Annotated in this window: 26 protein-coding genes; 22 read left to right on the top strand and 4 right to left on the bottom strand. The window is 34.1% G+C overall.

The window, feature by feature from the left end; genetic code table 11:
- Window positions 1-199: 199 nt before the first annotated feature.
- The 17 genes from CLOCL_RS09745 to CLOCL_RS09670 all read left to right on the top strand — a co-directional run bounded on the left by CLOCL_RS09745 (window position 200) and on the right by CLOCL_RS09670 (window position 13,567).
- On the top strand, window positions 200-2,290 hold the full coding sequence (locus CLOCL_RS09745) for a ribonucleoside triphosphate reductase (RefSeq protein WP_014255178.1): 2,091 nt from the start codon (window positions 200-202) through the stop codon (window positions 2,288-2,290).
- Window positions 2,287-2,970, top strand: a complete 684-nt coding sequence (locus tag CLOCL_RS09740; protein ID WP_014255177.1) for an anaerobic ribonucleoside-triphosphate reductase activating protein — start codon at window positions 2,287-2,289, stop codon at window positions 2,968-2,970. Before CLOCL_RS09745 ends, CLOCL_RS09740 begins: the two co-directional genes overlap by 4 nt.
- Before the next feature lie 305 nt (window positions 2,971-3,275).
- Window positions 3,276-3,596 (top strand): hypothetical protein, encoded by a 321-nt coding sequence (locus tag CLOCL_RS09735; RefSeq protein WP_014255176.1) that lies wholly within the window; start codon window positions 3,276-3,278, stop codon window positions 3,594-3,596.
- Between the two features lie 69 nt (window positions 3,597-3,665).
- Window positions 3,666-4,520: a hypothetical protein gene (locus CLOCL_RS09730; RefSeq protein WP_014255175.1), complete on the top strand. Its 855-nt coding sequence runs from the start codon at window positions 3,666-3,668 to the stop codon at window positions 4,518-4,520.
- 134 nt (window positions 4,521-4,654) lie between these two features.
- On the top strand, window positions 4,655-4,906 hold the full coding sequence (locus tag CLOCL_RS09725; RefSeq protein ID WP_014255174.1) for a hypothetical protein: 252 nt from the start codon (window positions 4,655-4,657) through the stop codon (window positions 4,904-4,906).
- 161 nt (window positions 4,907-5,067) lie between these two features.
- Window positions 5,068-5,550: a YfbM family protein gene (locus CLOCL_RS09720; RefSeq protein WP_014255172.1), complete on the top strand. Its 483-nt coding sequence runs from the start codon at window positions 5,068-5,070 to the stop codon at window positions 5,548-5,550.
- Window positions 5,551-5,893: 343 nt separating this feature from the next.
- A complete protein-coding gene (locus CLOCL_RS22510) occupies window positions 5,894-6,085 on the top strand; it encodes a hypothetical protein (protein ID WP_014255171.1) in 192 nt (63 codons plus the stop codon).
- A gap of 77 nt (window positions 6,086-6,162) precedes the next feature.
- Window positions 6,163-6,933: a DUF4261 domain-containing protein gene (locus CLOCL_RS09710; RefSeq protein WP_014255170.1), complete on the top strand. Its 771-nt coding sequence runs from the start codon at window positions 6,163-6,165 to the stop codon at window positions 6,931-6,933.
- Window positions 6,934-7,009: 76 nt separating this feature from the next.
- Complete coding sequence (locus CLOCL_RS09705; RefSeq protein ID WP_014255169.1) at window positions 7,010-7,615, top strand: histidine phosphatase family protein; 606 nt, start codon at window positions 7,010-7,012, stop codon at window positions 7,613-7,615.
- A 117-nt stretch (window positions 7,616-7,732) separates the two neighbouring features.
- The gene (locus CLOCL_RS21070) at window positions 7,733-8,377 is read left to right on the top strand and encodes an epoxyqueuosine reductase (protein WP_014255168.1); all 645 of its coding nucleotides are present in this window, start codon (window positions 7,733-7,735) and stop codon (window positions 8,375-8,377) included.
- 178 nt (window positions 8,378-8,555) lie between these two features.
- Window positions 8,556-9,350, top strand: a complete 795-nt coding sequence (locus tag CLOCL_RS09695; RefSeq protein ID WP_014255167.1) for a hypothetical protein — start codon at window positions 8,556-8,558, stop codon at window positions 9,348-9,350.
- Between the two features lie 385 nt (window positions 9,351-9,735).
- A complete protein-coding gene (locus tag CLOCL_RS09690) occupies window positions 9,736-9,984 on the top strand; it encodes a hypothetical protein (RefSeq protein ID WP_245532870.1) in 249 nt (82 codons plus the stop codon).
- Between the two features lie 202 nt (window positions 9,985-10,186).
- Complete coding sequence (locus tag CLOCL_RS09685) at window positions 10,187-11,803, top strand: potassium/proton antiporter (protein ID WP_014255166.1); 1,617 nt, start codon at window positions 10,187-10,189, stop codon at window positions 11,801-11,803.
- Between the two features lie 299 nt (window positions 11,804-12,102).
- The gene (locus CLOCL_RS23175; protein ID WP_245532869.1) at window positions 12,103-12,252 is read left to right on the top strand and encodes a hypothetical protein; all 150 of its coding nucleotides are present in this window, start codon (window positions 12,103-12,105) and stop codon (window positions 12,250-12,252) included.
- A 126-nt stretch (window positions 12,253-12,378) separates the two neighbouring features.
- On the top strand, window positions 12,379-12,594 hold the full coding sequence (locus tag CLOCL_RS23170) for a hypothetical protein (RefSeq protein ID WP_245532868.1): 216 nt from the start codon (window positions 12,379-12,381) through the stop codon (window positions 12,592-12,594).
- A 116-nt stretch (window positions 12,595-12,710) separates the two neighbouring features.
- Window positions 12,711-12,968 (top strand): hypothetical protein, encoded by a 258-nt coding sequence (locus tag CLOCL_RS09675; protein WP_014255165.1) that lies wholly within the window; start codon window positions 12,711-12,713, stop codon window positions 12,966-12,968.
- Window positions 12,969-13,072: 104 nt separating this feature from the next.
- Window positions 13,073-13,567 (top strand): hypothetical protein, encoded by a 495-nt coding sequence (locus tag CLOCL_RS09670; RefSeq protein ID WP_014255164.1) that lies wholly within the window; start codon window positions 13,073-13,075, stop codon window positions 13,565-13,567.
- A gap of 61 nt (window positions 13,568-13,628) precedes the next feature.
- On the opposite strand, the gene CLOCL_RS09665 is transcribed toward CLOCL_RS09670, so the two are convergent.
- Window positions 13,629-15,314, bottom strand: coding sequence for a cellulase family glycosylhydrolase (locus CLOCL_RS09665; protein WP_014255163.1), 1,686 nt, complete (start codon window positions 15,312-15,314; stop codon window positions 13,629-13,631).
- Window positions 15,315-16,022: 708 nt separating this feature from the next.
- On the opposite strand from CLOCL_RS09665, the gene CLOCL_RS09660 reads away from it, so the two are divergent.
- From CLOCL_RS09660 to CLOCL_RS21060, 3 genes are all read left to right on the top strand, one after another.
- Entirely contained in the window at window positions 16,023-17,945 is a 1,923-nt protein-coding gene (locus tag CLOCL_RS09660) for an LTA synthase family protein (RefSeq protein WP_014255162.1), read from the top strand.
- Between the two features lie 12 nt (window positions 17,946-17,957).
- Window positions 17,958-18,680, top strand: a complete 723-nt coding sequence (locus tag CLOCL_RS09655; protein WP_014255161.1) for a thioesterase II family protein — start codon at window positions 17,958-17,960, stop codon at window positions 18,678-18,680.
- 172 nt (window positions 18,681-18,852) lie between these two features.
- Complete coding sequence (locus CLOCL_RS21060; protein WP_014255160.1) at window positions 18,853-19,827, top strand: cohesin domain-containing protein; 975 nt, start codon at window positions 18,853-18,855, stop codon at window positions 19,825-19,827.
- A 152-nt stretch (window positions 19,828-19,979) separates the two neighbouring features.
- Here CLOCL_RS21060 and CLOCL_RS09645 read toward each other — a convergent pair whose 3' ends face one another.
- Window positions 19,980-20,306, bottom strand: a complete 327-nt coding sequence (locus tag CLOCL_RS09645; protein WP_014255159.1) for a hypothetical protein — start codon at window positions 20,304-20,306, stop codon at window positions 19,980-19,982.
- A 348-nt stretch (window positions 20,307-20,654) separates the two neighbouring features.
- Window positions 20,655-21,047, bottom strand: coding sequence for a cytidine deaminase (gene cdd / locus CLOCL_RS09640; protein ID WP_014255158.1), 393 nt, complete (start codon window positions 21,045-21,047; stop codon window positions 20,655-20,657).
- A gap of 397 nt (window positions 21,048-21,444) precedes the next feature.
- On the opposite strand from cdd, the gene CLOCL_RS09635 reads away from it, so the two are divergent.
- Window positions 21,445-23,121: a glycoside hydrolase family 9 protein gene (locus CLOCL_RS09635; RefSeq protein WP_014255157.1), complete on the top strand. Its 1,677-nt coding sequence runs from the start codon at window positions 21,445-21,447 to the stop codon at window positions 23,119-23,121.
- Window positions 23,122-23,181: 60 nt separating this feature from the next.
- Here CLOCL_RS09635 and CLOCL_RS09630 read toward each other — a convergent pair whose 3' ends face one another.
- Window positions 23,182-24,708 carry a YifB family Mg chelatase-like AAA ATPase gene (locus CLOCL_RS09630; RefSeq protein WP_014255156.1) on the bottom strand — a complete coding sequence of 509 codons (1,527 nt, stop codon included), beginning with the start codon at window positions 24,706-24,708 and terminating at the stop codon, window positions 23,182-23,184.
- A 354-nt stretch (window positions 24,709-25,062) separates the two neighbouring features.
- Between CLOCL_RS09630 and dprA the strand changes: the two genes are divergently transcribed.
- The gene (gene dprA / locus CLOCL_RS09625) at window positions 25,063-26,172 is read left to right on the top strand and encodes a DNA-processing protein DprA (RefSeq protein ID WP_014255155.1); all 1,110 of its coding nucleotides are present in this window, start codon (window positions 25,063-25,065) and stop codon (window positions 26,170-26,172) included.
- The last annotated feature ends 177 nt before the right edge of the window (window positions 26,173-26,349 follow it).

Here is a 26,349-nt window from a genome sequence, read left to right as displayed (position 1 = left end):
ATTTCAAAACTTTTATTGTATAAAAATTCTATTGTTTTGTCTGCATTTCTGGGGGTTTTCCTTAATACAGTTTATAGTCTTAAAAAATTGTTATTTTGCATTACTAATATATCTCATATTTGTAAAAAATGAATAATATATGAACTATTGATAAAAGCATTAGCTGCACAAGAAAAATAATAATGGGAGATGTTCTTTTATGATTAAGACGATTATTAAGAGAAACGGAAGAGAAGAGAAGTTCCGGCCGGAGAAAATCACCTGGGCAATTTTCAAAGCAGCATCGGCTTGTGGAGGCGACGATTTTGAAAAAGCGGAAGCTCTATGCAGACAAGTTCTGGATCTGACAGAAATTATGTACAAGGATAGGGCACCCACAGTTGAAGAGGTACAGGACATTGTAGAAAAGGTTTTAATCGAGAACGGACATGCCAAAACAGCAAAAGCTTACATATTGTACAGGGAAAAGCGCAAAAGTGCCAGAAATTTTAATGCATTGGTAGACGCAACAATAGATATGTTTACTAACTACCTCGGTGATAAGGATTGGAATATTAAGGAGAATGCCAATGCACAGAAAAGTGTCAACGGACTCAACAATTATATAAGGGAAAGCTTTACAAAGAAATACTGGCTCTATGAAATATATCCTGCAGAGGTACGGGAAGCCCATGAAAATGGTGACTGTCACATTCATGATTTGGGTTTTTTCGGACCCTATTGCGCAGGATGGGATTTAAGACAGCTTTTACTGGATGGTTTTGGCGGTGTTGAAGGAAAAGTGGAAAGTAAGCCTGCAAAGCATTTAAGATCCTTTTTAGGACAGATTGTAAATTCAACTTTCACAACTCAAGGTGAAACTGCAGGAGCGCAAGCATGGTCCAGTATTGATACATACTGCGCACCTTTTATATATTACGATAACATGACTTATAATGAGGTAAAACAGTGTATTCAGGAGTTTATATTTAATATAAATGTACCCACAAGGGTAGGATTTCAATGTCCGTTTTCAAACCTGACTTTTGATATAACAGTGCCAAATACACTTAAGGACGAGCCGGTTATTATCGGTGGAAAGTATATGGATAAAACCTACAAGGAATTTCAGGCGGAAATGGACATGTTCAACAGGGCTTTCTGTGAAGTAATGCTTGAAGGCGACGCAAAGGGGAGAGTATTTACTTTCCCGATCCCAACAATCAATATAACCAAAAATTTTGACTGGAATAATCCTGTGGTGGATGAATTTATGAAAATAACCTGTAAATACGGGATTCCGTACTTTGCAAACTATGTTAACTCCGACCTTTCTCCGGAGGATGCAGTTTCAATGTGCTGCCGCCTGCGCCTTGATACATCGGAATTGAGGAAAAGAGGCGGAGGTTTGTTTGGAAGCAATCCACTGACCGGGTCTATTGGAGTATTTACCATAAATCTTGCCAGAATAGGTTATCTCTCTAAATCAGTTAGCGAATTTAAAGCAAGGCTATGGAGAATGGCAAACATCGGAAAGACTTCTCTGGAGATTAAGAGAAAAATTATCGAGCAGCAGTCGGACAACGGATTATACCCCTATTCAACACATTATTTGAGGCATGTCAAGGAAAGATACGGTCAATATTGGTACAACCATTTTAGCACCATCGGTATAATCGGGATGAATGAGGCTTTGCTGAATTTTATGGGTAAGGATATAACAACAAAGGAAGGCCAGGAATTTGCCATTGAGATAATGCACTATCTAAGGGAAATACTGGTAGAGTTCCAAAATGAAACAGGACATTTCTACAATCTTGAAGCAACTCCGGCGGAGAGCACTTCTTACAGGCTTGCGCAAATTGACAGGCAGAAATATCCCGATATAATAACTGCAGGAAAAGAAAATCCATATTATACAAATTCGACGCAGCTTCCGGTTGAATATACCGATGACATATTTGAGGCATTGGAACTGCAGGATGAATTGCAATCCCTTTATACAGGCGGAACAGTTCAGCATCTTTATCTGGGAGAGAGCATTGAAGATATTGAAACTTGCAAAAATCTTATAAAGAAGATTTTCATAAATTATAAAATTCCCTATATTTCAATTACACCTACCTTTAGTATTTGTCAAAATCATGGATACATAAAAGGTGAACATTTCAGTTGTCCTGACTGCGGTGAGATTACCGAAGTATGGTCAAGGGTTACGGGATATTTAAGGCCTGTGGCCAACTATAATACAGGAAAAAAGGAAGAGTATTCGGGAAGAAAGAAATTTGTATTGGCGGAGAAGATCTCATGAAGATAAGCGGATTGCAGAAAAATTCCTTTGTAGATTATCCGGGAAAAATAAGTGCAGTTATTTTCACTCCCGGTTGTAATATGGACTGTTTTTACTGCCATAACAGAATTTTATTGGATAACAAATACCAAAAGTTAATTAGCTGCGATGATGTGCTGAACTTTTTGGAAAACAGAAAGGGGTTCCTTGACGGAGTTGTTGTGAGTGGGGGAGAACCAACACTCCAAAAGGGACTCCTGCCCTTTCTGACTCATGTAAAAAGTTTGGGGTATCCTATAAAGCTTGACACCAACGGTACCAATCCTGAAGTGGTGAAAAGCTGTTTGGATAAAGGATTGGTGGACTATATTGCCATGGATTTTAAAGCTCCACTATATAAATACAAAGATATATGCAGAACGGATGTTGAACTGGGCAATATTGAAAAAAGCGTAGATTTGATTATAAACAGTGGCATTAACTATGAATTTAGAACAACATTGGCACCGGGGCTGAATGTTGACGATATAGTGGAAATTGCAAAGCAAATAAGAGGAGCAAAACTCTATGTTTTGCAAAGATGCAGAAACGAAAAGGGAGAAGGCTTGAGTTATAGTGCAGAGTTCATAAATTCCTGGTTAAGAGAAATAAAAAGTATTGTCAACTCAGTTGAAACCAGGGGAATGAGCTTTTCGGCATGAGGTGTAATTTATGTGGTGATTTTTATGTAAAGCTTATATTTACTTTGTTATAGTGAATAAAGTAGGTATAAGCTTTTATTTAAGTTTGTACTGAAAAATTCTGAAACTTTTGTCTTATTAAATATTATTTTATGGAAAGTGTTGAAAAAATGTGGACGATATAAATTGATATTTGATAAAATATGGATAGTGTCAGATAATAAGGATACTGTAAGAATATACTGGTTATAAGTTTTAAGAGTGGTAGCATTTGATGAATCGATTGCTTAAATGAAGCTGGAAGGGGTAGCAATTTTGAGGAAGCTTTGTTTAGACATATTTTGGAATATGTATCTGAATCGAATATAGATAATGTTGACGAAGCAAAAGAACATATATTAAATTGGAAAAGCAAATTAAGTCTATTTAAACACAGTGATGGTTATGAAGTATCGTTTGAAGCTAAATTTTCGAAAGTGTTAGGCTTTTTAGAAGAATTTTATAATATAAAGAAGGATGTTTTTAAGTTTAATATAAAATTGAAAAACTATGTGCCGATTGCAGATGATGTAAATCTAATAGATAGATTCCAAATAATCTGCGATATCGACAAGTGGAAGAAAATTATAAAAAAGCTGGAAAATTAATTCGTAGCTAGGATTTGGCGTCCAGCACACATCAGAAAAAATAATATGTAGAATTAAGAGGAATAGTTTATGAATGAAAAAATGAAATTAGGTTATTTTCCCGGTTATAAAAATGAATATATGATGATAGTTTTTTCCGGAAATCTAAATCATATAAAAAAGCTACAGAGTTTATTTATGGATTTGGCAAATGGATTGAGTGATGAAGTTAGAATTGATAAATTAGATTTTATTGAAGCGTATTCTAATATAAAAATAATAGCTAAAGTAGTAACAGGAGAATCGTTTATTATTTTTAATTCACAGGATGGTATTTTTTATTGGGGTGCTAAAAAAAGTGATTGGGATGATTATGCCTGGTGGATTTCTTGTTTTGAACAACATAGTGATAATCAATCCGGTCATCAGTATTTGGAAACAGAAAAATATGATAATATTCTAATAATGATATCAAAAGGTGAGTATTCTGACGAATGGTGGGAGGAGCATTCTATGGAAAACATATGGAATGTCTGTGCGACATTTGGTCCATTAGGAGCAACTTGGAGTAATTATCATGTAGTTTTTGCAAAAGAAGGTGTTTTAATGATACCAGCCGGTATTTTCTCATCATTGTCGGCATCACCGGCATTTGCAGGAACAATTACAGGAATGCTTTCAGGATTGGAAAAAGATAATGTGGGTAACTCAAGAGTTCTAACCGATGAAGGCAGTCCAAAGTGGAAAAGGTATTATATTGATAATATTGAAAAAATTTTATTAAAGCATAGCATTTTCGCAAATGAAATAAGAATAAAGGTTAAAGGGCAAAAAGAAGATGTTTATGGAATTTTAGTTCGCCATCAGACAGATGAAATCAGAAAGGCCGCTAAAGAGTTATATGCAGACATATACGAAGAAAAAGGCTTTAAAAATAGTGTATAGATGTTTTCCTTTTATATAAGAGACTTTTCTTAGGAATTTGAGTAATACATTAATAAAGAATGAAATTGTTGTACGACCTAAGTTTTAAAAATGATTCAGTTGTCATTTGATGCTGCCTCAAAGAGGTGAACCTAATGGAAGAACCGGTATGCGGTACAATGTTAAGATTAGAAAATTATAAGAACAAGTTTTTTAGATATTTGGATAATGTTATAAATGATATTGAAAAGAAAGAGTTGGCAGCATGGTATTTATCACTCGGTAACTCAAGTAAAGTTATGAAGGAGTGGCTAATTGATAGCTTAAAGGCCGATGAAGAGTTGTATAATATTGCAAAACAGCTTACTGAGCAAGCGAATGGAAGAAGTTCGGGAAATGATTCGTAAGAAACGAGAATCGGAAGATACGTTTGATATAAGTGACTATGAAATTGATAGATTTATTAAAGACCCTTTTTCATTATCTTATGAAAAGAAGTGGTTTTAGGTAATTAATATCTGTTACAATAAATCCATAAAGAAAATAATTTAAAATGGGGGGCATTTTTATGTCAATGATAGGTAATTATTTATTGGTTGATGAAGAAACAATTAACGGAATTAAATCGGGTAAGATTGATATTTCAGAGTTTCTTTACGATACTGAACATAGCGATGATGAATATCTTGATATAGACAAGTCTTGGCATGCTATACATTATATACTTTGCGGACAAACTTGGGAGGGGGAACTTCCCTATTACAATGCCGTGCTGGGTGGAACTGAAATAAACGATGAAGATGTAGGTTATGGCCCGGCAAGATATTTAACTCCTTCTGAAGTTAAGGAAGTCTATGAGGCAATAAAAGATATTACAAAAGATGAGTTTAAAAGTAAATTTGACTATAAAGAGCTTGCCGAAAACGATATTTATCCGAAGTTTGACAGCAATGATGATGCCGATTATGTTTGGAGTTATTTTGCTGAGGTGCAAGAGATATTTAGAAAGGCTTCATTAAATGGAAAGTACATGCTTATCTATATAAATTAAAGTAGTATAATACATTGATGAAGTTTCCGATTACAGGCAAGAGCACGCATAATAGATCATGTAAGCAGGAATTCAAATGAAGCTGAGGATTTTTTTATTGCTCTATTTATTAATTATGGTTATGGAATGTTCAGCATTTGATAAAAGCACTGCCGGTAAATGATGAGGTTAGCTTAAATATGACAGAATCAGATAAAGGAAAAATTTTGAATATTGATTATGAAAAAGTTACTTAACTTAGAATATTACTTACCTTAGAGCAAAAGTATTAAAACATTCGGGTTTTAGGGATTGGGTTTGCAAACAAAAGAATTTAAAGACAAAGAGAATATAAAGAGGGTTATTGAATATTAAATCATTGAACTATACAGATGTTAGCCAAGAAATACGCGCTGGTGTTGGACAAATAGCTGAATTAAAAGAGGAAAAGGATTTTATTTTTTATTTTGGTTTAAATAGAAAATATTTAGTATTTCCATTGAAGAAGAGGATGCATAAGGAGAATATTATCGAGTATATATTGATTTTTAGCTAAAATCTTATGACTTAAGACGAAATGTAAAAATTGAGAATTCCTGGCTAACTCGAGAAAAATAAAGGGGGAAGTTTAATTTGGGATGGTTTAAAAAGAAAGAAACGGAAAGAAAGAGTTCATCGGGAAATATAGTATGCGGATTTATATTATTCAATTCAGTAGAAGTGGATTGGGTGGCATTCTATGCAAATTTAGAAAAGGATTGGAGTATAAAACTTTCAGAAAAGCAATCAAAAGACAGTGTATTTGCATTTGAAGTTGATGGGATGAATATAGCTTGTACTTTTATCGATTTGCCAATACCCCATAATGAAGCTGAAAACAATGCCAGGAACAATTTCTTGTGGAAAGAGGCAGTGGAAGTTACATCAACACATAAAGCTCATGCAATTCTAGCAGTTATGAATGGTTCTGATGCTATAGAAAGGAATTTGCTATTTACAAAAATAGCTTGTTCTTTATTGAAATTGGATAATGCCATTGGAATTTATCAAAGTGCTACTGTTATACCGTCAAAGTTCTATATTGATATAGCTGAAGATATTAAACAAGGATACTTGCCCATTTTAAATTGGATATATTTCGGTATATATCCGGATGGCGATAGAGTATCCGGTTATACCGTTGGGCTAAATAAGTTCGGAAAAGATGAAATTGAGGTTATAAAAACTAAGGAAAGCCTAAAGGATTTATATAATTTTTTAGTTAGTGTAGCGTCATATGTAGTTGAAGGAGATGTCACTTTAAAGCATGGTGAGACCATTGGATTTTCTCAAGAACAAAAGTTGAAAATTACTCGTTCTAAAGGTATTGCAGTTGAAGGGGAAAGCATTAAGATAGAATTTTAACTCTCAGAAAAGCTTTTTCATGCCCTCTGACTTTTGAGACAAGACATTGGAAAAATAGTATTTTATGAGGTCCACTATGAAAATATATATCACAAGACATGGTGAAACAGAGTGGAATGTAAAGGGGTTAATGCAAGGGTGGAAGGACTCGGAATTAACTGAAAAGGGCATAGATAATGCCAAAAGGCTTGGGGAGAGGCTAAAAGACGTTAATTTTGATGTTATTTATACGAGTCCATTAAAAAGAGCTGTTGATACAGCAAAATACATAAATGGGGAAAAGAATACAAAAATTGTTTTAGTTGAATCCTTAAAGGAGATGGGATTTGGAGTTTGGGAAGGTATGGAGTACAGTAAAGTAAGGGAACTATATCCTGAACAGCACACCAACTTCTGGGAAAGGCCTCATTTATTTAAACCGCAGGAGAACGGCGAAAGTTTTGAAGACGTACTGATTAGGGTAAAAAAAGCATGTAAAGATATTATAAATGCTGGCGGTGATAATGTACTTATTGTAACCCATGCAGTTGTATTGAAAACTTTATATATGATTATAAAAAACTTAGAAATAAAGGATTTATGGAATCCACCGTTTATGAAAGATACTTGTTTAACTATAGTTGAAGTAAAGGACAATAGGACTAAGCTTTTATTGGAAGGTGATATCTCTCATCTGGAATAAAGGATGAGATGTTTTTTTCTTTTTGGATGTTATTTGTAAGAGCAAATTATGCAGAAGATATAGTTGTGAAAGAAGCACATAGATAAAAGCAAAAAGTATATTTTAGGAAGTGATTTCATGGGTACAGATGTAAAAGGAGCTAACATGAATCTGAATGAAACATGGGAGCAGTACATAAAAGACAAAGGTGCTGACTTTGTATATTTTGTCGATATTTCTATGTTACCGGCAGATGTTATTGAAGATTACTCCTGTGCCGTTCTTTTTGGCAAAGCACTGTCTAAAGAGTATATCAGCACGCTAAAAGCCGGGCAAATACCGAAAAAGAAAGAGGTACTCAGTGTTGAACGCAAGATGGATGCTCTTGCTGTAAAATTAGCTGAGCAGTTAAAAGCAGAGGGGTACGAAAGTGTAGCCAAGTTGAAAGTCGGTCTTCTTCCGCATAAAACTATTGCACTCAGAGCGGGATTGGGTTTTATAGGAAAAAACAATCTTCTGGTTACTGAACGATATGGTTGTGCACTGTTGTTAGGAAAGGTATTAACCACAGCTCCTTTCATAACCATGAGTGAAATTCCTAAAGAACCGAAATGCGGGAATTGCAATATCTGTGTGGATGTGTGTGACACTAAAGCTTTACTGGGCAAAACATGGAGCATAGATACTACCCGTGATGAAATTATAACAAGAAAACTCTGTACTTTATGCGTAAAGTGTATGGTTTGGTGTCCGTATACGTTAGAATATATAGAAGAAGGATAGTATCAGGCTAGTGATAAAAAAGCTCTTAAAGATTGTTACAATACCGATACAGGATATATTTGAGATTTAAATCAAGCATCATCTGCAATACAGCTTAATATGATGTTACATATAGGATTTTTGCAATGTATAAAGTTTAATTTTTGATGGCAAGCGACAATGGAAGGATTGATAATGAATGAAAAGGATATTGATATCAGCAGTAATATTTTTTTATTTACTTTCGGCAGTCGGGTGCACGAATAAAACCGATACTTCGGGAAGTGACAAAACATTATCTCCAACAGCACCTATAGCAGAAAACACACCAAAGAATAATATAAATGACGATAGCAAAGATTTATCGCAAAATGAATCTTCAGAAGAAAGCAGTGTTGATTTTGAGGACATTTTACCGTTTATACCGGATGGGTGGTACGTTCTGGTAAAAAATGACGGAAATCTTGCAATTACTGAAGGAGATTTGAATCAAGACGGTCTAATAGATAAAGCTTTTGTAATAGAAGGCGAAGATAAGCAAACGGAAGAAGAATTCTATGTTCCGCCAAGGTCATTGTTAATTGCTTTTAGAAACAGTGACAATACATATTCTCTGTCAATAAAATCCGATAAGGCTATAATGCTGCGTAATCAGGGAGGAGTTTTCGGCGATCCTTTTCAAGATATAAAAATAGAAAGGGGTACACTACTATTAGAGTTTTATGGCGGGTCCAATTATAGATGGTATTTGTATTACAGATTCAGGTATCAGGATGACGGCTGGTATTTGATTGGAGTTACCAAAGGTTCATATTTTACCGGCACTGCTACAATGGATACTGCTGATGAAGAGGATTATAACCTTTTTACCGGTGATTATACAATCAAAAAGTATGAAGATGGTCAACTTAAAACTACAAAAGGAAATAGAGGAAAAAGACCGCTTGTAAATTTAAAAGATTTTGTACCCGGTGAAGAAGGATCTCAGTTTTAGCAGATAACATTTTCAAACATGTTACTGAATACAGATATAAAGGAATTGCTACAGGCATACTGAAAGAGAGGATATCTTATTTAAAGGATATTGGAGTTAAGCGCGTTTAGCTGCATGCTACAGAGAACGGCACGATTGTATATGAAAAGATAGGCTTTAAGTCAAAGCAATCGGAGATGGAATTGTATTTGTAATTAATTTATAATTATAGAGATAAAAGAATTAAATATAATTTTTTGAATTTTTAACTCTTACTGTACAAAGTATATTAAATAAATGTAAGAGGGTAAAGATTATGGTTGAATTAAATGGATACAAATTGGTATGCCCAATCTGTAAAGGGGAGAACTTTAAAAGGAGATAAACCATTTTTAATCCGAGATTAATGACTTTTATAGATTTTGATCGTTGTGTCTTAAACTACATATGCGATAATTGCGGTTATATCCTTTGGTTCTATGATGACGGAAGAGAGTACGTTGAAAGACTTTATAATGAAAGACAAATTGGTACACAACCTTTAGAGGAAGATTATGAAACTTCAAAAGCAAACGAGGATGAATGTCCAATCTGTTTCAGTAAACGGGATGTAAACGATAAAGAATGTAATAATTGCGGACATAAATTCTTTTGAGATATAAATAGGATATTATATGGTCCCGTACATATCGAAAATGAACAAATCAAAAAAGATGTAAATTGCTTTGAAAAAACTTAGAATATGTTATAATATAATGAACAATAAAATACTCAAATCGATGGTTTGAATCTCAATCTAAAAAGTTTTCATTATATTTGATATTAATACTACAATATTTAATAGAAAGGGATCATATATGTCTTATTTAACTATAGGTATTATTTTTATCCTTGCGTTGTTTGCTATTCGTTTTTCTAATAAACGTGGAATACCTGCTTTATTATTATTTATTGTGCTGGGCATGATCTTTAGCATAGGTATTGACTTTGGAAATTACGAATTTGCGGATGGATTTTCTACAGTAGCATTAATGGTTGTTATGTTTTACGGAGGATTTGGTACAAATTGGAAGATGGGAAAACCGGTTGCAAAGGAGGCAATTATACTTAGTTCTTTAGGAGTTGTTTCAACTGCATTATTAACAGGTTTATTTTGTCATTATGTTTTAGGGTTTGAGTTATTAGAAGGTATGCTCATTGGTTCTATTGTAGGTTCAACGGATTATGCCAGTGTCTCTAATATATTACGCTCAAAAAACCTGAACTTGAAATACAATACAGCATCCCTACTGGAACTTGAAAGTGGCTCAAATGACCCGACTGCTTTTACGATGACTATGGTATTTTTATCAACAATATTAGGTTCAAAACTGTTTATACCAATTCTTATTTTATCTCAGGTAGTTATCGGAATTGTTATTGGGGCTGTCTTTTCCCTTGTTACTGGGAAATTACTAAAAAATTATTCATTGGAATCCGATGGGCTTTATTCTGTATTGATGGCTTCTATAATGCTTATTACATATGCTACGACAGATTTACTGGGTGGCAATGGATATTTAGCCCTTTATATCTTAGGTATTTATCTTGGTAATATAGAATTTAGAGGTAAGCGTAGTATAATATTTTTCTTTGATGGATTTACTGAAATAATGCAGATAGGCCTGTTTTTCATATTGGGTTTGTTGTCCGAACTATCTAAATTTATTGAGGCATTACCGTTGGCACTTGCCATTATGCTGTTTATGACTATAGTTGCCCGACCGGCAGCCGTTTATGGATTAATGCTGCCTTTTAAACTTAAGTTCAATCAATTAAACATAATTTCATTGGCAGGTATTCGTGGTGCTGCAGCTATTGCTTTTGCAATAAAGGCTGTGAATAGTTCTGCGGTTTTTTCAATCGATGTTTATCATATAGTATTTGGTATATGTGTGCTTTCCTCATTGATTCAAGGTGGTTTAATGCCAATTGCATCAAAACGATTGGATATGATAGATCCTAGGGATACAGTCTTAAAGACCTTTAACTATTATCAGGACAGGGCAGAAATTGGTTTTTTAGAAACAAGAATTCATCCGAATAGTAGTTTAATTGGCAAAAAAATAAAGGATTTAAACCTCCCATTTGACTTTATTGTTGCCAAGATTGAACGGAATGGTAAAATTATTGTCCCCAGAGGTGAGGTAGTTATTGAGGAAAATGATTTAATTGTCATAGGCGGTGAAGTACACTTTGATAAACAGGGACAAGAGCTTATTGAATTTACTATTACTAAAGGGCACAAGTGGGAAAACAAATATATCAAAGACTTAGAGCTGCCGCACAATCATCTGATAATTATGGTTCAACGAAGAGGTAACGAAATTATTGTTCCGGTTGGTGATACTTTACTTTTAGAAGACGATAAGGTTATTATGATTAATCTTGAACATTCCCACAAGTTTCCAGCTGCTAATGAGAATATAGTTTAATATATTTTCGCAGAAAGCTACAAATTACACTTCATTTATAATCAGAGTTTTTTACATATGTATACGGGCTTCTCATTAAGAAATTATGAAGATGCTTTTTATTTATTGCAGAGGTTGGAGTTTGAAAATTAAAAAATTACATAGACAAAAAATAAAGGAATTGATAGAATATGGTTAGGATAGTATAACAATGGTGCTGTTTTTGTTATAAAGATAGAGCTAATATTTATTAATAAAGACCGAGTAATGTTCTTTAGTTTGCTCTGAACACAAATTTTGTTTTAATAGTGTTTTTTTGTATGCTAATAGCCTGTAAAAATGAAACCGGCAAAAATAACAATGTAAGAAATGAAGCATTTGAGCCGATTAGTATTGAATCACTTGAAGATATTGATAATTATATAATTAAAAAAGGATATGAAATAATAATGTCAAATGGGAAGAGTTAAGAAGTAAAAGTAGATAAAGAGTGGATATATAATAATTGGAACATTTGGTCTGTTCAATATTCAGAACCCGACGGATATATGGGGAAAACAATATCTACTTATACATATAAAGTGAAAAAACATATTTTGGATGATAAATCACCTAATCAAAAAACATGTTTAAGTATAATGGTATGTGAAAATAAGATTATAGGAGGTTACTCAAACCCGGATTATGAAGGAGCGGACTTTTCACTTGTTCCGGCAGGAGGAATTTATTCTTTGGAAGGAAAGAATTTTGAAGACATAAAAAATATAAATTATAATGCCTGGAGGAATGATTTTATTAAGAAGTGCCAATAACTGCAGTGTACAAATAAAGTTAAATTTGCAAAAAATATTTTTAAAATTTCCAAAATCAATATTTTTTATGTTTTGGATTGCGGCAAAAAATACTGAATTTATAAGGAGAAAGAGTTATGACCAGTTTGCTTCTTTTAGTTGTGATATATATTCTTTTGTTTGGTGCTGATCGATTCAAAGAAAAATCGAAGATTGCTATTATCATTATATTAGGTTCTGTTGTTATCTTCTTTGTATTGGGGATGATTATAAATATTCCTAAAAACATAGCAGAAGGAAATTGGAAAGTTATTTTGATAGATATTATCGTAGTTTTAGGATCATTTGTTGCTGCTTATATACTAAATAGCCGAAGAAAAAAATCAATTTTTTAATAAAGGGATTAATCAATCAGAAGCGAATAAATATCACTGAAAAAATTTATCAGCATGATACCATACTGATTGGATTATTTTAAATAGGGTGATATAGAGTTTTTATGAAAATTTCTTTTGATTTGGATGATACATTAATATTAACAGACAAAGATACTGAATATGAAAAGCCTGTCAAGTTTATCAGAGCTTTGTTTTTTAAGGAAAAGTTGCGTAAAGGAACGAAAGCTTTGTGTGAAGAGTTAAAATCCTTAGGATTTGATATTTGTGTTTATACTACATCGGAAAGAAGTGTTGGTTATATTAAACGTCTGTTTGGAGTTTACGGTATAAGGCTGAGTAAAGTTATAAATCAAAAGATTCATAAAGAATTGGTTCAGGGAACACGAAAAGAAATAATGCCATCAAAAGTACCATCAAAATTCGGAATTGATTTGCATGTTGACGATGATATTTCTGTAAAACAAAATGGGATACAATATGGCTTTAATGTATTAATAGTATCTAAAGATGATAAAAATTGGGAGCTTAAAGTATTGAATGAAGCAAAAAGAATTAAAAAGAATAAGAACTATATGGAAACAGAGACAATAGGGTAGAGAATAATGTGAAATAAATAAGAGCCATCCGATTGGGATGGCTCTTTTAATTTCGTAAAAATCAAGAGAAATCTTTTATCATACCTAAAAGATACATTTTCAAGAGTGCATAGTCAATGGAATTGATTTCTTTATCTCCATTCAAATCAGCAACGGCAAGTTCATCTTCCGCAGGTAAGTTTTTGGTTAATCCGAGAAGGTAACTTTTCAATATTGCATAGTCAATTGAGTTTATTTCACCGTCTCCGTTAATATCACCTTTTATAACGTTTGAAGGAGTAGGTGTAGGTGTTGAAGTAGGTGTCGGTGTTACAGGAGTCTTTGTCGGTGTTACTGGTGATGTACCTTTTGGCAATGGCACACCGTTTTTACCCAAAGGTATTTCGTGGTCTAAGCCTTGGAATTTACCCTCTTCATTTTTCCACAAAACAGGCAGCAAGTAATTATCATATTTGTTATCGTTCCACTTCAGATCTCTTCCACCGGGGAATGGAGTTCCCTCGTCACGGGTAAACAATCCGCCCGTATCGGCTGAGTCAATATTTATACACCAGAAAGTGTGATGGAGTTTATATTTGTTTTCAAGGATGAAATCCCTTATACATCTTAAATACTTAAGGTTAAGGTCAAGAAGTTTGTGATTGCCTTCAGTTATTCCGCCCCATTCACCGAGGAGTAACGGGGATATTCCTTCTTCCATAATATATGCCCAGTTGTCTCTCCAGCATTGTTCATAAAGTATTTTTTTGGCTTCTTCATCACTGGCAGTGACGAAATCCCCAGCGAACCAAGATTGTTCATATACTATAGGTCCATAATCGTGAGGTGAATAAACCAGCTGGCTTTGATATTTTCCCAAATCGATGGGATAATCTCTGACTCCTCTTAAATTACCGCCCCACCAGTTTCCGTAATAATCGTTGGTTCCGGTCCATGGACTTGTATCAAAGGATTCATCGTCCCATTTGCCGTCTTTAGGATACATTTCAACGCCTTCGACAAATATTAAAACATTGGGATGTACTTTCAATATTTCCAGTGCGGTTTCCTGGGCTACTCTTTTCCAATTGTTTTTGTGATCGGAATCATCCCAGATAGCACTTTGGGATTTAAACTTAAGTGTACCGGTATTGGTATGGGGTTCGTTTTTTAAATCAAATCCGATAATTGTATCGTCATTTTTATAATAGTTGGCTACCCATACCCAAGCAGCTTTAAATATTTCTTCAGTTATTTCTCCTTTATACCAAAGGGGATGGTTATGTCCCATGTTATCGGTTTCGGGACTATGTACATCGAGAATAACTTTGATTCCCACTTTTTTAAAGTTTTCCAGCATCAGATTAAACAGTTCGAAGCTGTTCAAACCTGCTAAAATTGGGTTGTTGTAAGAGGTATCTGTGGACATAGGGTATATACCTTTGCTCCAGGAATATAAAAGATCGGTGGCAATCGGTAGTCTGACTACGTTTATACCCTTGTCTGCAACAATTTGTATGTCGGCTATAATGTCACTGTGATAAGAATCCAGAAGCATCATTTCTCTGCAGTTAAATCCGAACCAGTTGGCACCGGTCAGCCATACCTTATTGCCATACTTGTCAACAATATAGCCGTTTTCAACGTGAAGCCAGTCGTCATCCGGTGCGCCGACATTGGTTGTCTCTGCAGAAATTTGCAGACCCGGTGTTGGCAACAATGCAACAAGCAATACCAGCAGGACTGAAAAAATAATAAGTTTTTTCATATTTCTTTCCTCCTAAAAATATTTAAATAAAAATTATATGCGTCATTAGAGTATAAAAATCAAAAAATAATTTATATACAGAAAACCTATTGAACTTAATAAAAAAATATATAAATTAGGCTTCATTATATAAATACGATTTATAAAAAATGTTTTATGGCCTTAATTGCAATATTTGCAGTGCATGTTTTTCGAAAATATCAACTTATTACTATAACTATAAATATATATACATGCTGCATCATAAATGAAATTAATTAATAAAATTAATAGGGAAATTGTTTAATTGGATGTAGAATAGAATGAACATAACGGTGAATACTGCTTAATAAAAATTGCTTTATAAAACGCTGTGTTGTTACCCCTAATTTTTCCATATAAAATTATTTAAATTAAAAAATCTAAATAAGTTCAAGGTAAAACTATATCATAAATATGATTTATGCAGTAAAAAAGACATAAATAAAAATTTTCTGCATTTTTCTTTATATTATCATATAATTTGCTTAAATTCAATAAAACAAGAGACTAAACCGGGAGGCAGGTCAATTGATTTAAAGATATATTATATGTTAAAATTGTTTAAAATTTTTTAGAGGAATTATGTATACCGTTTCGTAAAAATTATTTACTGTTGCTGAATATTTGGCACTAAAGTATGAAGACGAGCATAAATGATTAATATTTTGATAAAGGTAGGATGTTGAAGTGGATAAGAATAGCTGTAAAAAAATAAATAAAATTTTATTTTTACCTAAAATTAATTTAAAAAGCAATTGGAGAAGTATGTTGTTTGTTATTGCATTGTCTTTAGTTGTATCAGTAATGGGGATTCTTATTTCTTCGGCCTTTTCACCCAAAGTTTTGCTGCTTTACTTGGTGCAGCCCGTTTTATTTTTATTAAATACACTGCCGTTAACGCTGATGATGTTATGTATTTATTTCCTTACAGCAAGAATATGGGTTTCATATCTGATTTCAGGCAGTTTTTATTTAATTATGCAGATGATAAATTATTTTAAAATCAGCCTTAGGCATGAACCATTTGTACCGGCAGATATTTTGCTTGGGAATGAATCTACTAAAGTTATAAAGATAAATGAGCTTCCGATAGATATCGATTTGATCATAGTAACAGTTTTATTTTTAATTAGTGCGGTTGCTGTGCTATTAATATTGAAATCAAAACCTTCGAAGTGGTACTTCAGAATAGCCGGAACAATAATTTCTGTTTTGGTTTTAATTGGTTTATATAATACCGTTTATAAAAATAGCAAGTTTTATGATAAATTTAAAGTTGAGGGTACTATTTATTCTTCAGTGGATATAGTAAGGTCAAGGGGCTTTATGTATTCCTTTCTTGTTAAGGCAAATACATTGAAATTGACAGCACCGGAAGGGTATCAGGTCCAGGAGGCAAAAAAGGTACTGAAAAATTTTGAAAATAAAGGAGCTGTTGAAGTTTCGACAAACTTAGATTCGTTGAAGAACAAAAAACCTCACGTTATTGCGATAATGAGCGAAGCCTTTTTTGATATTGATAGAATACCCGGGATTGAATTTTATGATAACATTAATCCTCTGGAGAATTATAACAAAATTCTCAAAAATGCTTATCACGGTAAGATAGTTACCGGCGTTTACGGAGGCGGTACTGCATCTACCGAATGTGAATTTCTGACCGGTATTTGCATCAGTGCTGCAAACTGGGGGGCTGATACATATTCGGCATATGTACGTAAGGATACCTTTTCTTTGGCCAGAGTATTGGAGGAAATCGGGTACAAAACAACAGCACTGCATCCGGGCTATCAATGGTTTTATAACAGATTTAATGTATACGATTACTTCGGGTTTGATAAACGTTTTTTTGCTGTTGATATAACTGAACGAAATACAAAGACTCTTACCGGCTATATATCCGATATGGATACTTATAAGTTTTTATTGAAAGATTTCCGGGAGCATCTGAAAGAAAATCCTGAAAATCCGTATTTTAATTTTACTGTTACCATAGAAAATCATGGCCCCTATCCGAATGAGCCCATTGGATATCCTGAGATTTTAAAACACAACGGTTCTGTGGATGAGGAATATTATCACTTAATAAACAATTATGCAGGCGGACTTAGGCAAAATGATGAGGCATTGGGATATTTGACCGAGCAATTGGAAAACTTGGATGAACCGGTAGTTTTGCTGTATTTCGGTGACCACCTTCCATTCCTGGGAAGTGAATTTGCAGGATATAAAGCTATGAACTACAAAGTGGGAACATCCTATGGAATTGATGAATACTTAAACACTTATGAAACTCCTTACTTTATTTGGAGTAATAATTCGGCAAAGGCTTTATTTAAAGAACAAGGCAGAGATTTACCTGTGGGGGAAGCACCCACAATAAGTGCAAACTATTTGGGAACAGTGCTTCTCGATTATTTGGGATTTAACCATTCGGCTTATTTTAATTACTTAAAGGATATAAAGTCTGTATTGCCTGTTATTACCAGAAGATTTTATAAAAAAAGCGACGGTAGTTATACAGAGAATCTTTCCGATGAAGAAAAAGAAGTTCTGAATACATATTGCAAAATGCAGTATTATATTTTGTTTGATAATAAGATAAATTAGGGGGTATAATGTTTGGAAAAAATAAAACTGTTTTGTTTACCTTATGGAGGGGGCTCATCAGCGTTTTACATGAGTTGGAGGAAACTCCTGGATGAAAGGATAGATTTAAAGCCGATAGAGCTTTCCGGAAGAGGCAAGCGTTTTAGTGAGCCGTTGTACAAAAGCATAAATGGGGCTATAGAGGATGTCTATGGAATTATATGTGAAGAATTGGACGGTACTCCTTATGCAATATTTGGGCATAGTATGGGAACTTTGCTTGCTTATGAAAGTCTCCGCAAAATAATTTATTACGAAAAGCAAGAGCCTGTCCATGTATTTATGTCCGGCAGATATCCTCCATATATCGAAGTGGAAAAGGAAATGCTACATTTGCTTTCTGACGAAGAATTTATTGATAGGATAGTCAAGTTGGGCGGAACTGATCAAAAAGTTATAGAAAATGAGGAAATACTTAAGCTTTTCCTACCGATTTTAAGAAACGACTTTAGGTTGGTAGAAACCTATAAGCATAACGGTGATAAATTGAAATTGAATTGCGAGATGAGTATTTTAAATGGAAAATATGATGATTTCGTAGCTAGCAAAGAGATTGAATTGTGGAGTGAATGTACTTGTAAGAAATGCAATTTTTACGAATTCGATTCCGGGCATTTTTTTATCAATGAATACAAAGAAGCTGTAATAAATATTATAAATAATACATTATTTGCAGATAAAAATCTACTTATGTAGAAATTAGAAAAATATCGGTTTGTGACTAAGTTTAGCAGAAATTTTACGCAATTGCCCTGAAAGTGCTGTAATATTAGTTGTTTAAGAGGGTGACAAGCTTACGCTGCATATGGTATAATAAAGCATAATTACTATTAACTATACTAAAATACTAAATGGAGCGTGTTAAGTTATGAAAAAATTTATCAGCGGTTTGATTATCGGAGGTATTTTAGCAACTAGTGTATGTACATTTGCTGAAGAAGCAACTAGTTGGAAAGCAGAATTACCGACCTTTAAAGTATTTGTAAGGGGGGAAGAGTTTATTTCGGAAAATCCACCTGTAGTTGTTGAGGGAAGGACTTACCTGCCACTTAGGGCTATGGGCGATGCGTTAGGTGTTCCTGTTGAATGGAATGCAGAATTGAGACAGGCTGAAGTTGCTATGACGGACAAAAAGCCTGATTCGACCCAAACAAATACTCCGGTGCAACCTGCTACAAGTACCGTTACAAGTTGGACAGCCTATAAGGCAACATTTAAAGTAATGGTAAAAGGTCAAGAGTTTATTTCTGAGAATCCGCCTATAGTCGTAGAGGGAAGAACTTACTTACCTCTGAGAGCGTTAGGTGACGCATTGGGTGTTCCTGTTGAATGGAATGCAGATTTGAGACAAGTGGAAGTTGATATGAAAACAACTGTTACTCCAACTCCTCAAGTAACACCAAAACCTACAGATACAACTAAGACCGTAATTGGTACAATTAAAGCTGAACCGGCTACAACAATTGATGTGCCGATTAATGTGTCCTTTGATACAACTAGAGGATTAAATACTTTCAATTTAACTTTAGCTTTCGATAATGACAATTTGGAATTTGTTGAAGTTAAGCCGGGAGATATAATAACAGATCCCGATACGAACTTTGCATACCATTATTCACAGGATGAAAATCTGATTAGAATGCTTTTCTTAAATGAAACTATGCAAGAGGATGGAGTAATAAGAACTGAGGGAGTTCTTGCAACTGTTAGGCTTAAGGTAAAAGACAATGCAAAAAGCAGTGAAAGTGAATTGGCGATAGTTGGTAAAGCTACTTTTGCAGATACTAAATTAAGTACTCTGGATATAGAATTAAGTACTGGAGATGTAACAGTTGTTAAATAAAAAGTAAATACATACTTTTTTGAAAATGAAACGGCTGTCTGAAGATAAGATATCAGACAGCTTTTTTATATGATAAATATTGATACTATAATGCTTATCCTATATTTATACAGAATGAGCACATAAATCGGAAATTTTACTTATGCCTAAATTTACCAGTCTAGCAACTGTTTAAGTTTATTGACCACAACATCGCCTTTTGGACCGCAAATTAAACGTATTTTATCGAAGTCGGATTCAGTCAGCCTTCCTTTGATTTCAGAAAAATTTATGCAATAATTTTTTAATGTTTCTTTATCTATTTCAAGAGTTTTATCTATAATAGGATCTATGTTAACTTGGCCCATTATTTCGGTGAGTTCATCAATATTGCTTTTTTTTAAGTAGAATATAAAAGTATTTAGACGGGTTTGAAGGTCTGTCCTGTGTGATTCATTAAATACCTCTTCCACCTTTTTTTTAATCTTATTATTCTTCATTACTTTTCTCCTTTCAAAATGCTTGATTGCATGCAGTTATTGGTTGCATCTTTGGACTTAAAAACAAGATTTGATTTTTAATTTAAATAATTTACATAAATCTTGTATATTTATATTCTCTATACCTGTAAATTGTTACTTTTACAAATAAACTTGTTGTGAAAATATTTGAAAACTATATGACAGAAAATTGACAATGAAATTAAGGAAGATATTTATGTTACTTCAAACTATTTGAGAGATACAAAGAATGGTATTAAACAGAGCTTTGAATATAAAACAGGGAAATGCCGAGCACTTCCCTTTATTAATGAAATATTCCGGATTACTTGAAGATAAAAATTTTTATTAGTTTTTCTCAAATACAAAGGGATGGGGTAAGATTTCATTTATGCTTAAAACCTTATATTCGCCTTTTTTATTACAGCAAATAACTACAAAATCTTCATCGGCAAATTCCGATATAATTTGTCTGCAAATACCGCATGGATAAATGTAATCATCCGAATCGCCGGAAATGGCAAGTGCTTTTATCTTTCTCTCACCTTCAGATACAGCTTTTACTATGGCAGTTCTTTCGGCACATATTGTTGCACCGTAAGAAGCATTTTCAACATTTGTACCGGTATATACCTTGCCTGAATCAGTGATTAATGCTGCTCCTACATGGAAATTGGAATACGGCGCATAGGCATTTTTCTTAACCTCATTTGCCAAACTGATAAGCTTTTCATAGTCCATATAAGCACATCCCCTCTTGAAAATTTATACTTCAATTCTAAATATTTGCTGAAATATATATTGATTATATCAGTTTGACTTTAACATTTCAAATGGAGAAAAACTATGAATTCAGCCTGTTTTGGTTTGTTGATTATTGATTTGAGCTTGTGATATAATTAAAACAGGGTAAATAATTGGGTCTTAGAAAGTAATTTTTATGTGGTAATGAATATATTTATTGGACGTAGAAGACTTTAGACAAATTATATATCGAAATCATTAATATAAAATAAAAAGAAAATTAAGCAGACTTCATCTATGCAGTAAGATAAAAGGATAACTTATAAGATTCAATAGATGAGTTTGCTTTTAGTTTTTTATAATTAACAAATATTATATACGGGAGGGAAAGTGCATGTTTGCTGGAAAAAGAAATCTTAAAAGAGTTATTACATTGTTTTCTTGTGTCGCGATGCTATCAACAACGATATTGATACCAATGAAGAACGTTTCAGCAGCAGGATATGATTACTCATTGGCCCTAAAAAATGCCATCGGATTCTATGATGCGAATAAATGCGGCAAAGATGTAAAAACAAACAATATTTTTGACTGGAGAGGTCCGTGTCATACAAAAGACGGACAGGATGTAGGCTTAGATTTAACAGGAGGGTACCATGATGCCGGAGACCATGTAAAGTTCGGATTGCCTCAAGGATATACAGCATCAGTGCTTGGGTGGGCATTGTATGAATATGATGAAGTGTTTAAAGCAACCGGCAACAAGACGAAAATGCTTGAACAGCTAAAGTACTTTACAGATTATTTTTTAAAGAGCCATCCCGATGCCGATACTTTTTACTATCAAGTAGGAGACGGTGAGGAAGACCACAATTATTGGGGACCACCGGAACTTCAATCGGAAGACAGGCCTACTAAATGTGTGGCAAATAAAAATAATCCTGCCAGTGATGTTTTAGGAGAAACGGCAGCTGCTCTTGCAATTATGTATTTAAATTACAGGGATATTGACTCGGCATATGCCAATAAATGCCTTCAAGCAGCAAAAGAGTTATACAAAATGGGAACTACCAATAAAGGTCCTGGAGATGGGCAGTATTTTTACAGATCCACCAGTATTTATGATGACTTGGCTTGGGGAGCGGTATGGTTATATACTGCCACCGGAGACAGCTCATATATTAATGATGCGAAAGAATTTATTGTTGTAAAAAATGAAAGTGGAGATGATCCTTTTAAGAAAAGATGGACCATGTGTTGGGATGACATGTATGTTCCTGCCCTTGTTAAATTAGCTGAGATAACCGGGGAAAAGATTTATAAAGATGGTGTAGAATATAACTTGAATTATTGGATGTATGATATTCAAACAACTCCCGGCGGTTTGAAATACTTGAATTATTGGGGAGTATTAAGATATGCAGCAGCTGCGTCAATGGTTGCCGCTATATATTATAAACAGAATCCCAATCAAGGTTATCTTGACTTGTTGAAATCTCAGATTGATTATATTTTAGGCGACAACCCTGAAAAAATGTCCTATGTGATAGGAATGGGCAACAAATGGACCCAACATCCTCACCATAGAGCTGCACAGGGAGCAATCGGTTACGCAGACAATGCCAATACAGCACCGGCGAAGTACCTTTTACTCGGTGCTTTGATAGGCGGTCCCGGTGCCGATGATGTATTTAAAGAAAGCGTATATGAATATCAATATACTGAAGTTGCCATTGACTACAATGCAGGTTTTGTTGGGGCACTGGCAGCAACAGCTAAACATTTTGGAAATTTAAATATTCCGGATGTGACAAAAACCCCGATTCCAAATCCGACACCAACTCCCACATCCAATACATATCTTGTTGGTGATGTGAATCATGACAATAATATTAATTCCATAGATTATGCGCTGATGAAAAGCTATTTGCTGGGTATGAAACTTCCGGAAAATACGTTCTTTGAGAGTGAAGCCGATGTTAATGGTGATGGGGATATAAATTCTGTGGACTATGCACTTTTGAAACAAAGGCTTTTAGGTATGATTTCTAAGTTCCATGTTGAAGAATAAGGAAAAATAAAAAACTGCCGCGAAGGACTGCATCCTTTGCGGCAGTTTTTTACTTTATATTTATATTTTCCTGTCAAGGCTTCTGTACTGTATTGCCTCTAGCAGATGTTCTTTACGTATATTCTGGCTTTCATCAAGATCTGCTATGGTTCTTGCCACTTTAAGAATTCGGTTGTGAGCCCGTGCGCTTAAACCTAATCTTTCAAAAGCGTTTTTTAGAATATCACTGCATTCGTCATCAAGTTTACAGTACTTTTTTATAAGCGAAGGAGTCAACTCTGCATTGGAATATATGTTTAATCCTTTATACCTTTCCTGTTGAATTTTTCTGGCTCTATTTACCCTTTCCCTTATTACGCAGGATTTCTCACCTTCTTCTCGGTTTGCAAGGTCGGTAAATTTCACTGAAGGTACTTCTATATGAAGATCGATTCGATCAAGTAAGGGGCCGCTTAATTTTCCCAAGTACTGCTGAATCTGTTTGGGAGTACATGTACATTCCTTGGTTTCATCAAGGTAATTTCCGCACTTACAGGGATTTGCAGCGCATATCAAAGTAGTTCTTGCAGGATAAGTGTAGGTTGCATTGACTCTTGAAACAGTGACAATGCCGTCCTCTAAAGGCTGCCTTAAAACCTCCAATGCATTTCTGTCAAACTCGGGAAGCTCGTCTAAGAACAGTACACCAAAATGTGCAAGACTTATTTCTCCAGGTTTTGGGTACTTTCCACCTCCGATGAGGCTGACATTGGAAATGGTATGATGGGGCGCCCTGAACGGCCGCTTTGTGATAAGGGACACATTATCGGGCAAAGTTCCTGCTATACTGTGTATTTTGGTGACTTCCAGTGCCTCTTCAAAGGTCATGGCGGGGAGAATGGTGGGAAGTCTTCTGGCAAGCATGGTCTTACCGGACCCGGGGCTGCCTATCATTAGGCAGTTGTGGCCTCCCGCTGCAGCGACTTCTAAAGCACGTTTTACGTTTTCCTGACCTTTGACGTCAGCAAAATCAACATCATACTCCATATTATTTTCAAAGAGCTTGTCTATATCAATGGCATGAATATTTAACTTACCAGCACCGTTTAAGTGGTTTACTACATCAATTATATTTTGTGCAGGCAGCACATTAATATCGTTAACTACTGCCGCTTCATCAGCATTTTTCATCGGTACAATAATGTTTTCTATTCCGTTTTGCCTTGCACTGATTACCATAGGAAGGATTCCTTTAATCGGTTTTATTTCACCGTCTAATGAAAGTTCGCCAATAAAAGCATAATTATCAATTTCCCTGTTAACTATTTGTTCTGTGGCAATTAGTATTCCGAGGGCTATTGGCAAATCAAAAGCTGAACCTTCCTTTTTTTTGTCTGCCGGTGCAAGATTGACTGTAATTCTTTTGATGGGAAATTCTAGACCTGCGTTTTTGATAGCTGATCGGACACGTTCTTTAGATTCCTTAACTGCTGTATCGCCAAGTCCAACTATGTCAAATGCCGGAATTCCGGTAGATATGTCCGTCTCAACTATGACAACATATCCGTCAATACCCATAAGCCCAAAGCTTTTAACCTTTGACAGCATATGACACGACCTTCCGAAAATACTATTTTTTTATTGCTATATATTTAATTATACAGATTTATCACTGCAAAAACAATTGAAAAATGCTAAATAATGATTTTTAACGTATACATATTATTAAACATGGAAGTAAAATAGTAGATATAGCTTTATTTTAAAAACAAAGCAAAGAATGTAATGAAATATTGCTGTAGATGGTAACCTGAAAAACAAAGCGTACCAAATAAATTTTGACTTGCTGATGCAGATTTTTATATAATTCTCTATACTTATATTTACACTCTTAAGATTTATTATTTAGTGTACGATAACATATCATGAGATTATATTATTAAAATGAGGAGTTTTATAATAATGCTTGACAAATATAAATATTGGGTTTGGCTTGGGTCAGTCCCGGGTGTTGGGGCGGTTAAAAGTAAAAAGCTTCTTGAATATTTTATTGATCCGTATAATATATTTACTGCAAAGGAGATGGAATTGGCTTCTCTTTCTTTTTTAACGAAGACGGATATAGCTAATCTTTTGAACAAAGATTATAAAGAAGAAGTAAATAAGCATATTGAAAATATAATTGACAATAATATAAAAATAATAACCATAGAGGATGAGGACTATCCGAAATATTTAAAGAACATTTATGACCCGCCAATAATACTTTATATGAAAGGTAGTATACAAAAAGACGATAAATATTTAGCGGTGGTGGGTTCAAGAAGAGCTACGTCCTATGGGCTTAATATGGCAGAAGTTATATCGCGTGAACTATCAAAGTGCGGTATAACGATTGTCAGCGGAATGGCGAGAGGAATTGATACATATGCCCATAAAGGAGTTTTAAGTGCAAGGGGAAGAACTGTTGCAGTATTGGGTTGCGGACTGGATATAGTTTATCCTTATGAAAATAAAAAACTTATGCAAGAAATAATTGAAAATGGGGCTTGCATATCGGAATATTTACCCGGCACAAAACCGCTTGCCGGCAATTTCCCGGCGAGAAACAGGATTATAAGCGGAATGTCCATGGGTGTTATTGTTATAGAAGCAGGAGAAAAAAGCGGATCCCTGATTACAGCAAATTTTGCACTGGAACAGGGACGGGAAGTATTCGCATTGCCGGGGAATGTAAACAGCATAAACAGCACAGGAACCAATAAACTTATAAAAGAAGGGGCCAAAATGGTTACTTCTTTGGATGATATTTTAGAAGAAATTGATGCATATTTTAATGAAAGTAATTATGGTTCATTTACAAAAAAGCTGAAAGATGATAAATTGCTTAAGGGACTTGATGAAGATGAAATAAAAATCGTGGAATGTTTGAAATTGGAACCTGCTCATATCGACGATATTGCGGTAAAAACCGGATTGAACATAAAGGTGGTAAATGCGGTTATTGTAATGTTGGAATTGAAAGGAATAGTTCAACAGCTCACGGGGAAAATATACAAATTAAATTTATAAATTATTATTTGTATACGCATATACATAATATTATAATAATAAATATTATAAAATAATAGGTGATTTAAAAGCAATTCAATTGCTGTTTTTAAAGAACTCAAACATCATTATTAAAACTCATAGATTTTTGTCAATAATTAAGCCTTTGGATGACAATGAAGTATTAACGTAAAAAAC

The organism is Acetivibrio clariflavus DSM 19732, from assembly GCF_000237085.1.
GTDB classification, from domain to species: domain Bacteria; phylum Bacillota; class Clostridia; order Acetivibrionales; family Acetivibrionaceae; genus Acetivibrio; species Acetivibrio clariflavus.
The sequence above is the reverse complement of the archived record's forward strand: the minus strand, read 5'-3'. Positions and strand labels throughout refer to the sequence as shown.

Coding starts and splice junctions, on each gene's coding strand:
- CLOCL_RS09745 (WP_014255178.1), top strand. CDS start 200: ATGATTAAGACGATTATTAAGAGAAACGGAAGAGAAGAGAAGTTCCGG.
- CLOCL_RS09740 (WP_014255177.1), top strand. CDS start 2,287: ATGAAGATAAGCGGATTGCAGAAAAATTCCTTTGTAGATTATCCGGGA.
- CLOCL_RS09730 (WP_014255175.1), top strand. CDS start 3,666: ATGAATGAAAAAATGAAATTAGGTTATTTTCCCGGTTATAAAAATGAA.
- CLOCL_RS09725 (WP_014255174.1), top strand. CDS start 4,655: ATGGAAGAACCGGTATGCGGTACAATGTTAAGATTAGAAAATTATAAG.
- CLOCL_RS09720 (WP_014255172.1), top strand. CDS start 5,068: ATGTCAATGATAGGTAATTATTTATTGGTTGATGAAGAAACAATTAAC.
- CLOCL_RS09705 (WP_014255169.1), top strand. CDS start 7,010: ATGAAAATATATATCACAAGACATGGTGAAACAGAGTGGAATGTAAAG.
- CLOCL_RS21070 (WP_014255168.1), top strand. CDS start 7,733: ATGGGTACAGATGTAAAAGGAGCTAACATGAATCTGAATGAAACATGG.
- CLOCL_RS09695 (WP_014255167.1), top strand. CDS start 8,556: ATGAAAAGGATATTGATATCAGCAGTAATATTTTTTTATTTACTTTCG.
- CLOCL_RS09690 (WP_245532870.1), top strand. CDS start 9,736: ATGACTTTTATAGATTTTGATCGTTGTGTCTTAAACTACATATGCGAT.
- CLOCL_RS09685 (WP_014255166.1), top strand. CDS start 10,187: ATGTCTTATTTAACTATAGGTATTATTTTTATCCTTGCGTTGTTTGCT.
- CLOCL_RS23175 (WP_245532869.1), top strand. CDS start 12,103: ATGCTAATAGCCTGTAAAAATGAAACCGGCAAAAATAACAATGTAAGA.
- CLOCL_RS09675 (WP_014255165.1), top strand. CDS start 12,711: ATGACCAGTTTGCTTCTTTTAGTTGTGATATATATTCTTTTGTTTGGT.
- CLOCL_RS09670 (WP_014255164.1), top strand. CDS start 13,073: ATGAAAATTTCTTTTGATTTGGATGATACATTAATATTAACAGACAAA.
- CLOCL_RS09665 (WP_014255163.1), bottom strand. CDS start 15,314: ATGAAAAAACTTATTATTTTTTCAGTCCTGCTGGTATTGCTTGTTGCA.
- CLOCL_RS21060 (WP_014255160.1), top strand. CDS start 18,853: ATGAAAAAATTTATCAGCGGTTTGATTATCGGAGGTATTTTAGCAACT.
- CLOCL_RS09645 (WP_014255159.1), bottom strand. CDS start 20,306: ATGAAGAATAATAAGATTAAAAAAAAGGTGGAAGAGGTATTTAATGAA.
- cdd (WP_014255158.1), bottom strand. CDS start 21,047: ATGGACTATGAAAAGCTTATCAGTTTGGCAAATGAGGTTAAGAAAAAT.
- CLOCL_RS09635 (WP_014255157.1), top strand. CDS start 21,445: ATGTTTGCTGGAAAAAGAAATCTTAAAAGAGTTATTACATTGTTTTCT.
- CLOCL_RS09630 (WP_014255156.1), bottom strand. CDS start 24,708: ATGCTGTCAAAGGTTAAAAGCTTTGGGCTTATGGGTATTGACGGATAT.
- dprA (WP_014255155.1), top strand. CDS start 25,063: ATGCTTGACAAATATAAATATTGGGTTTGGCTTGGGTCAGTCCCGGGT.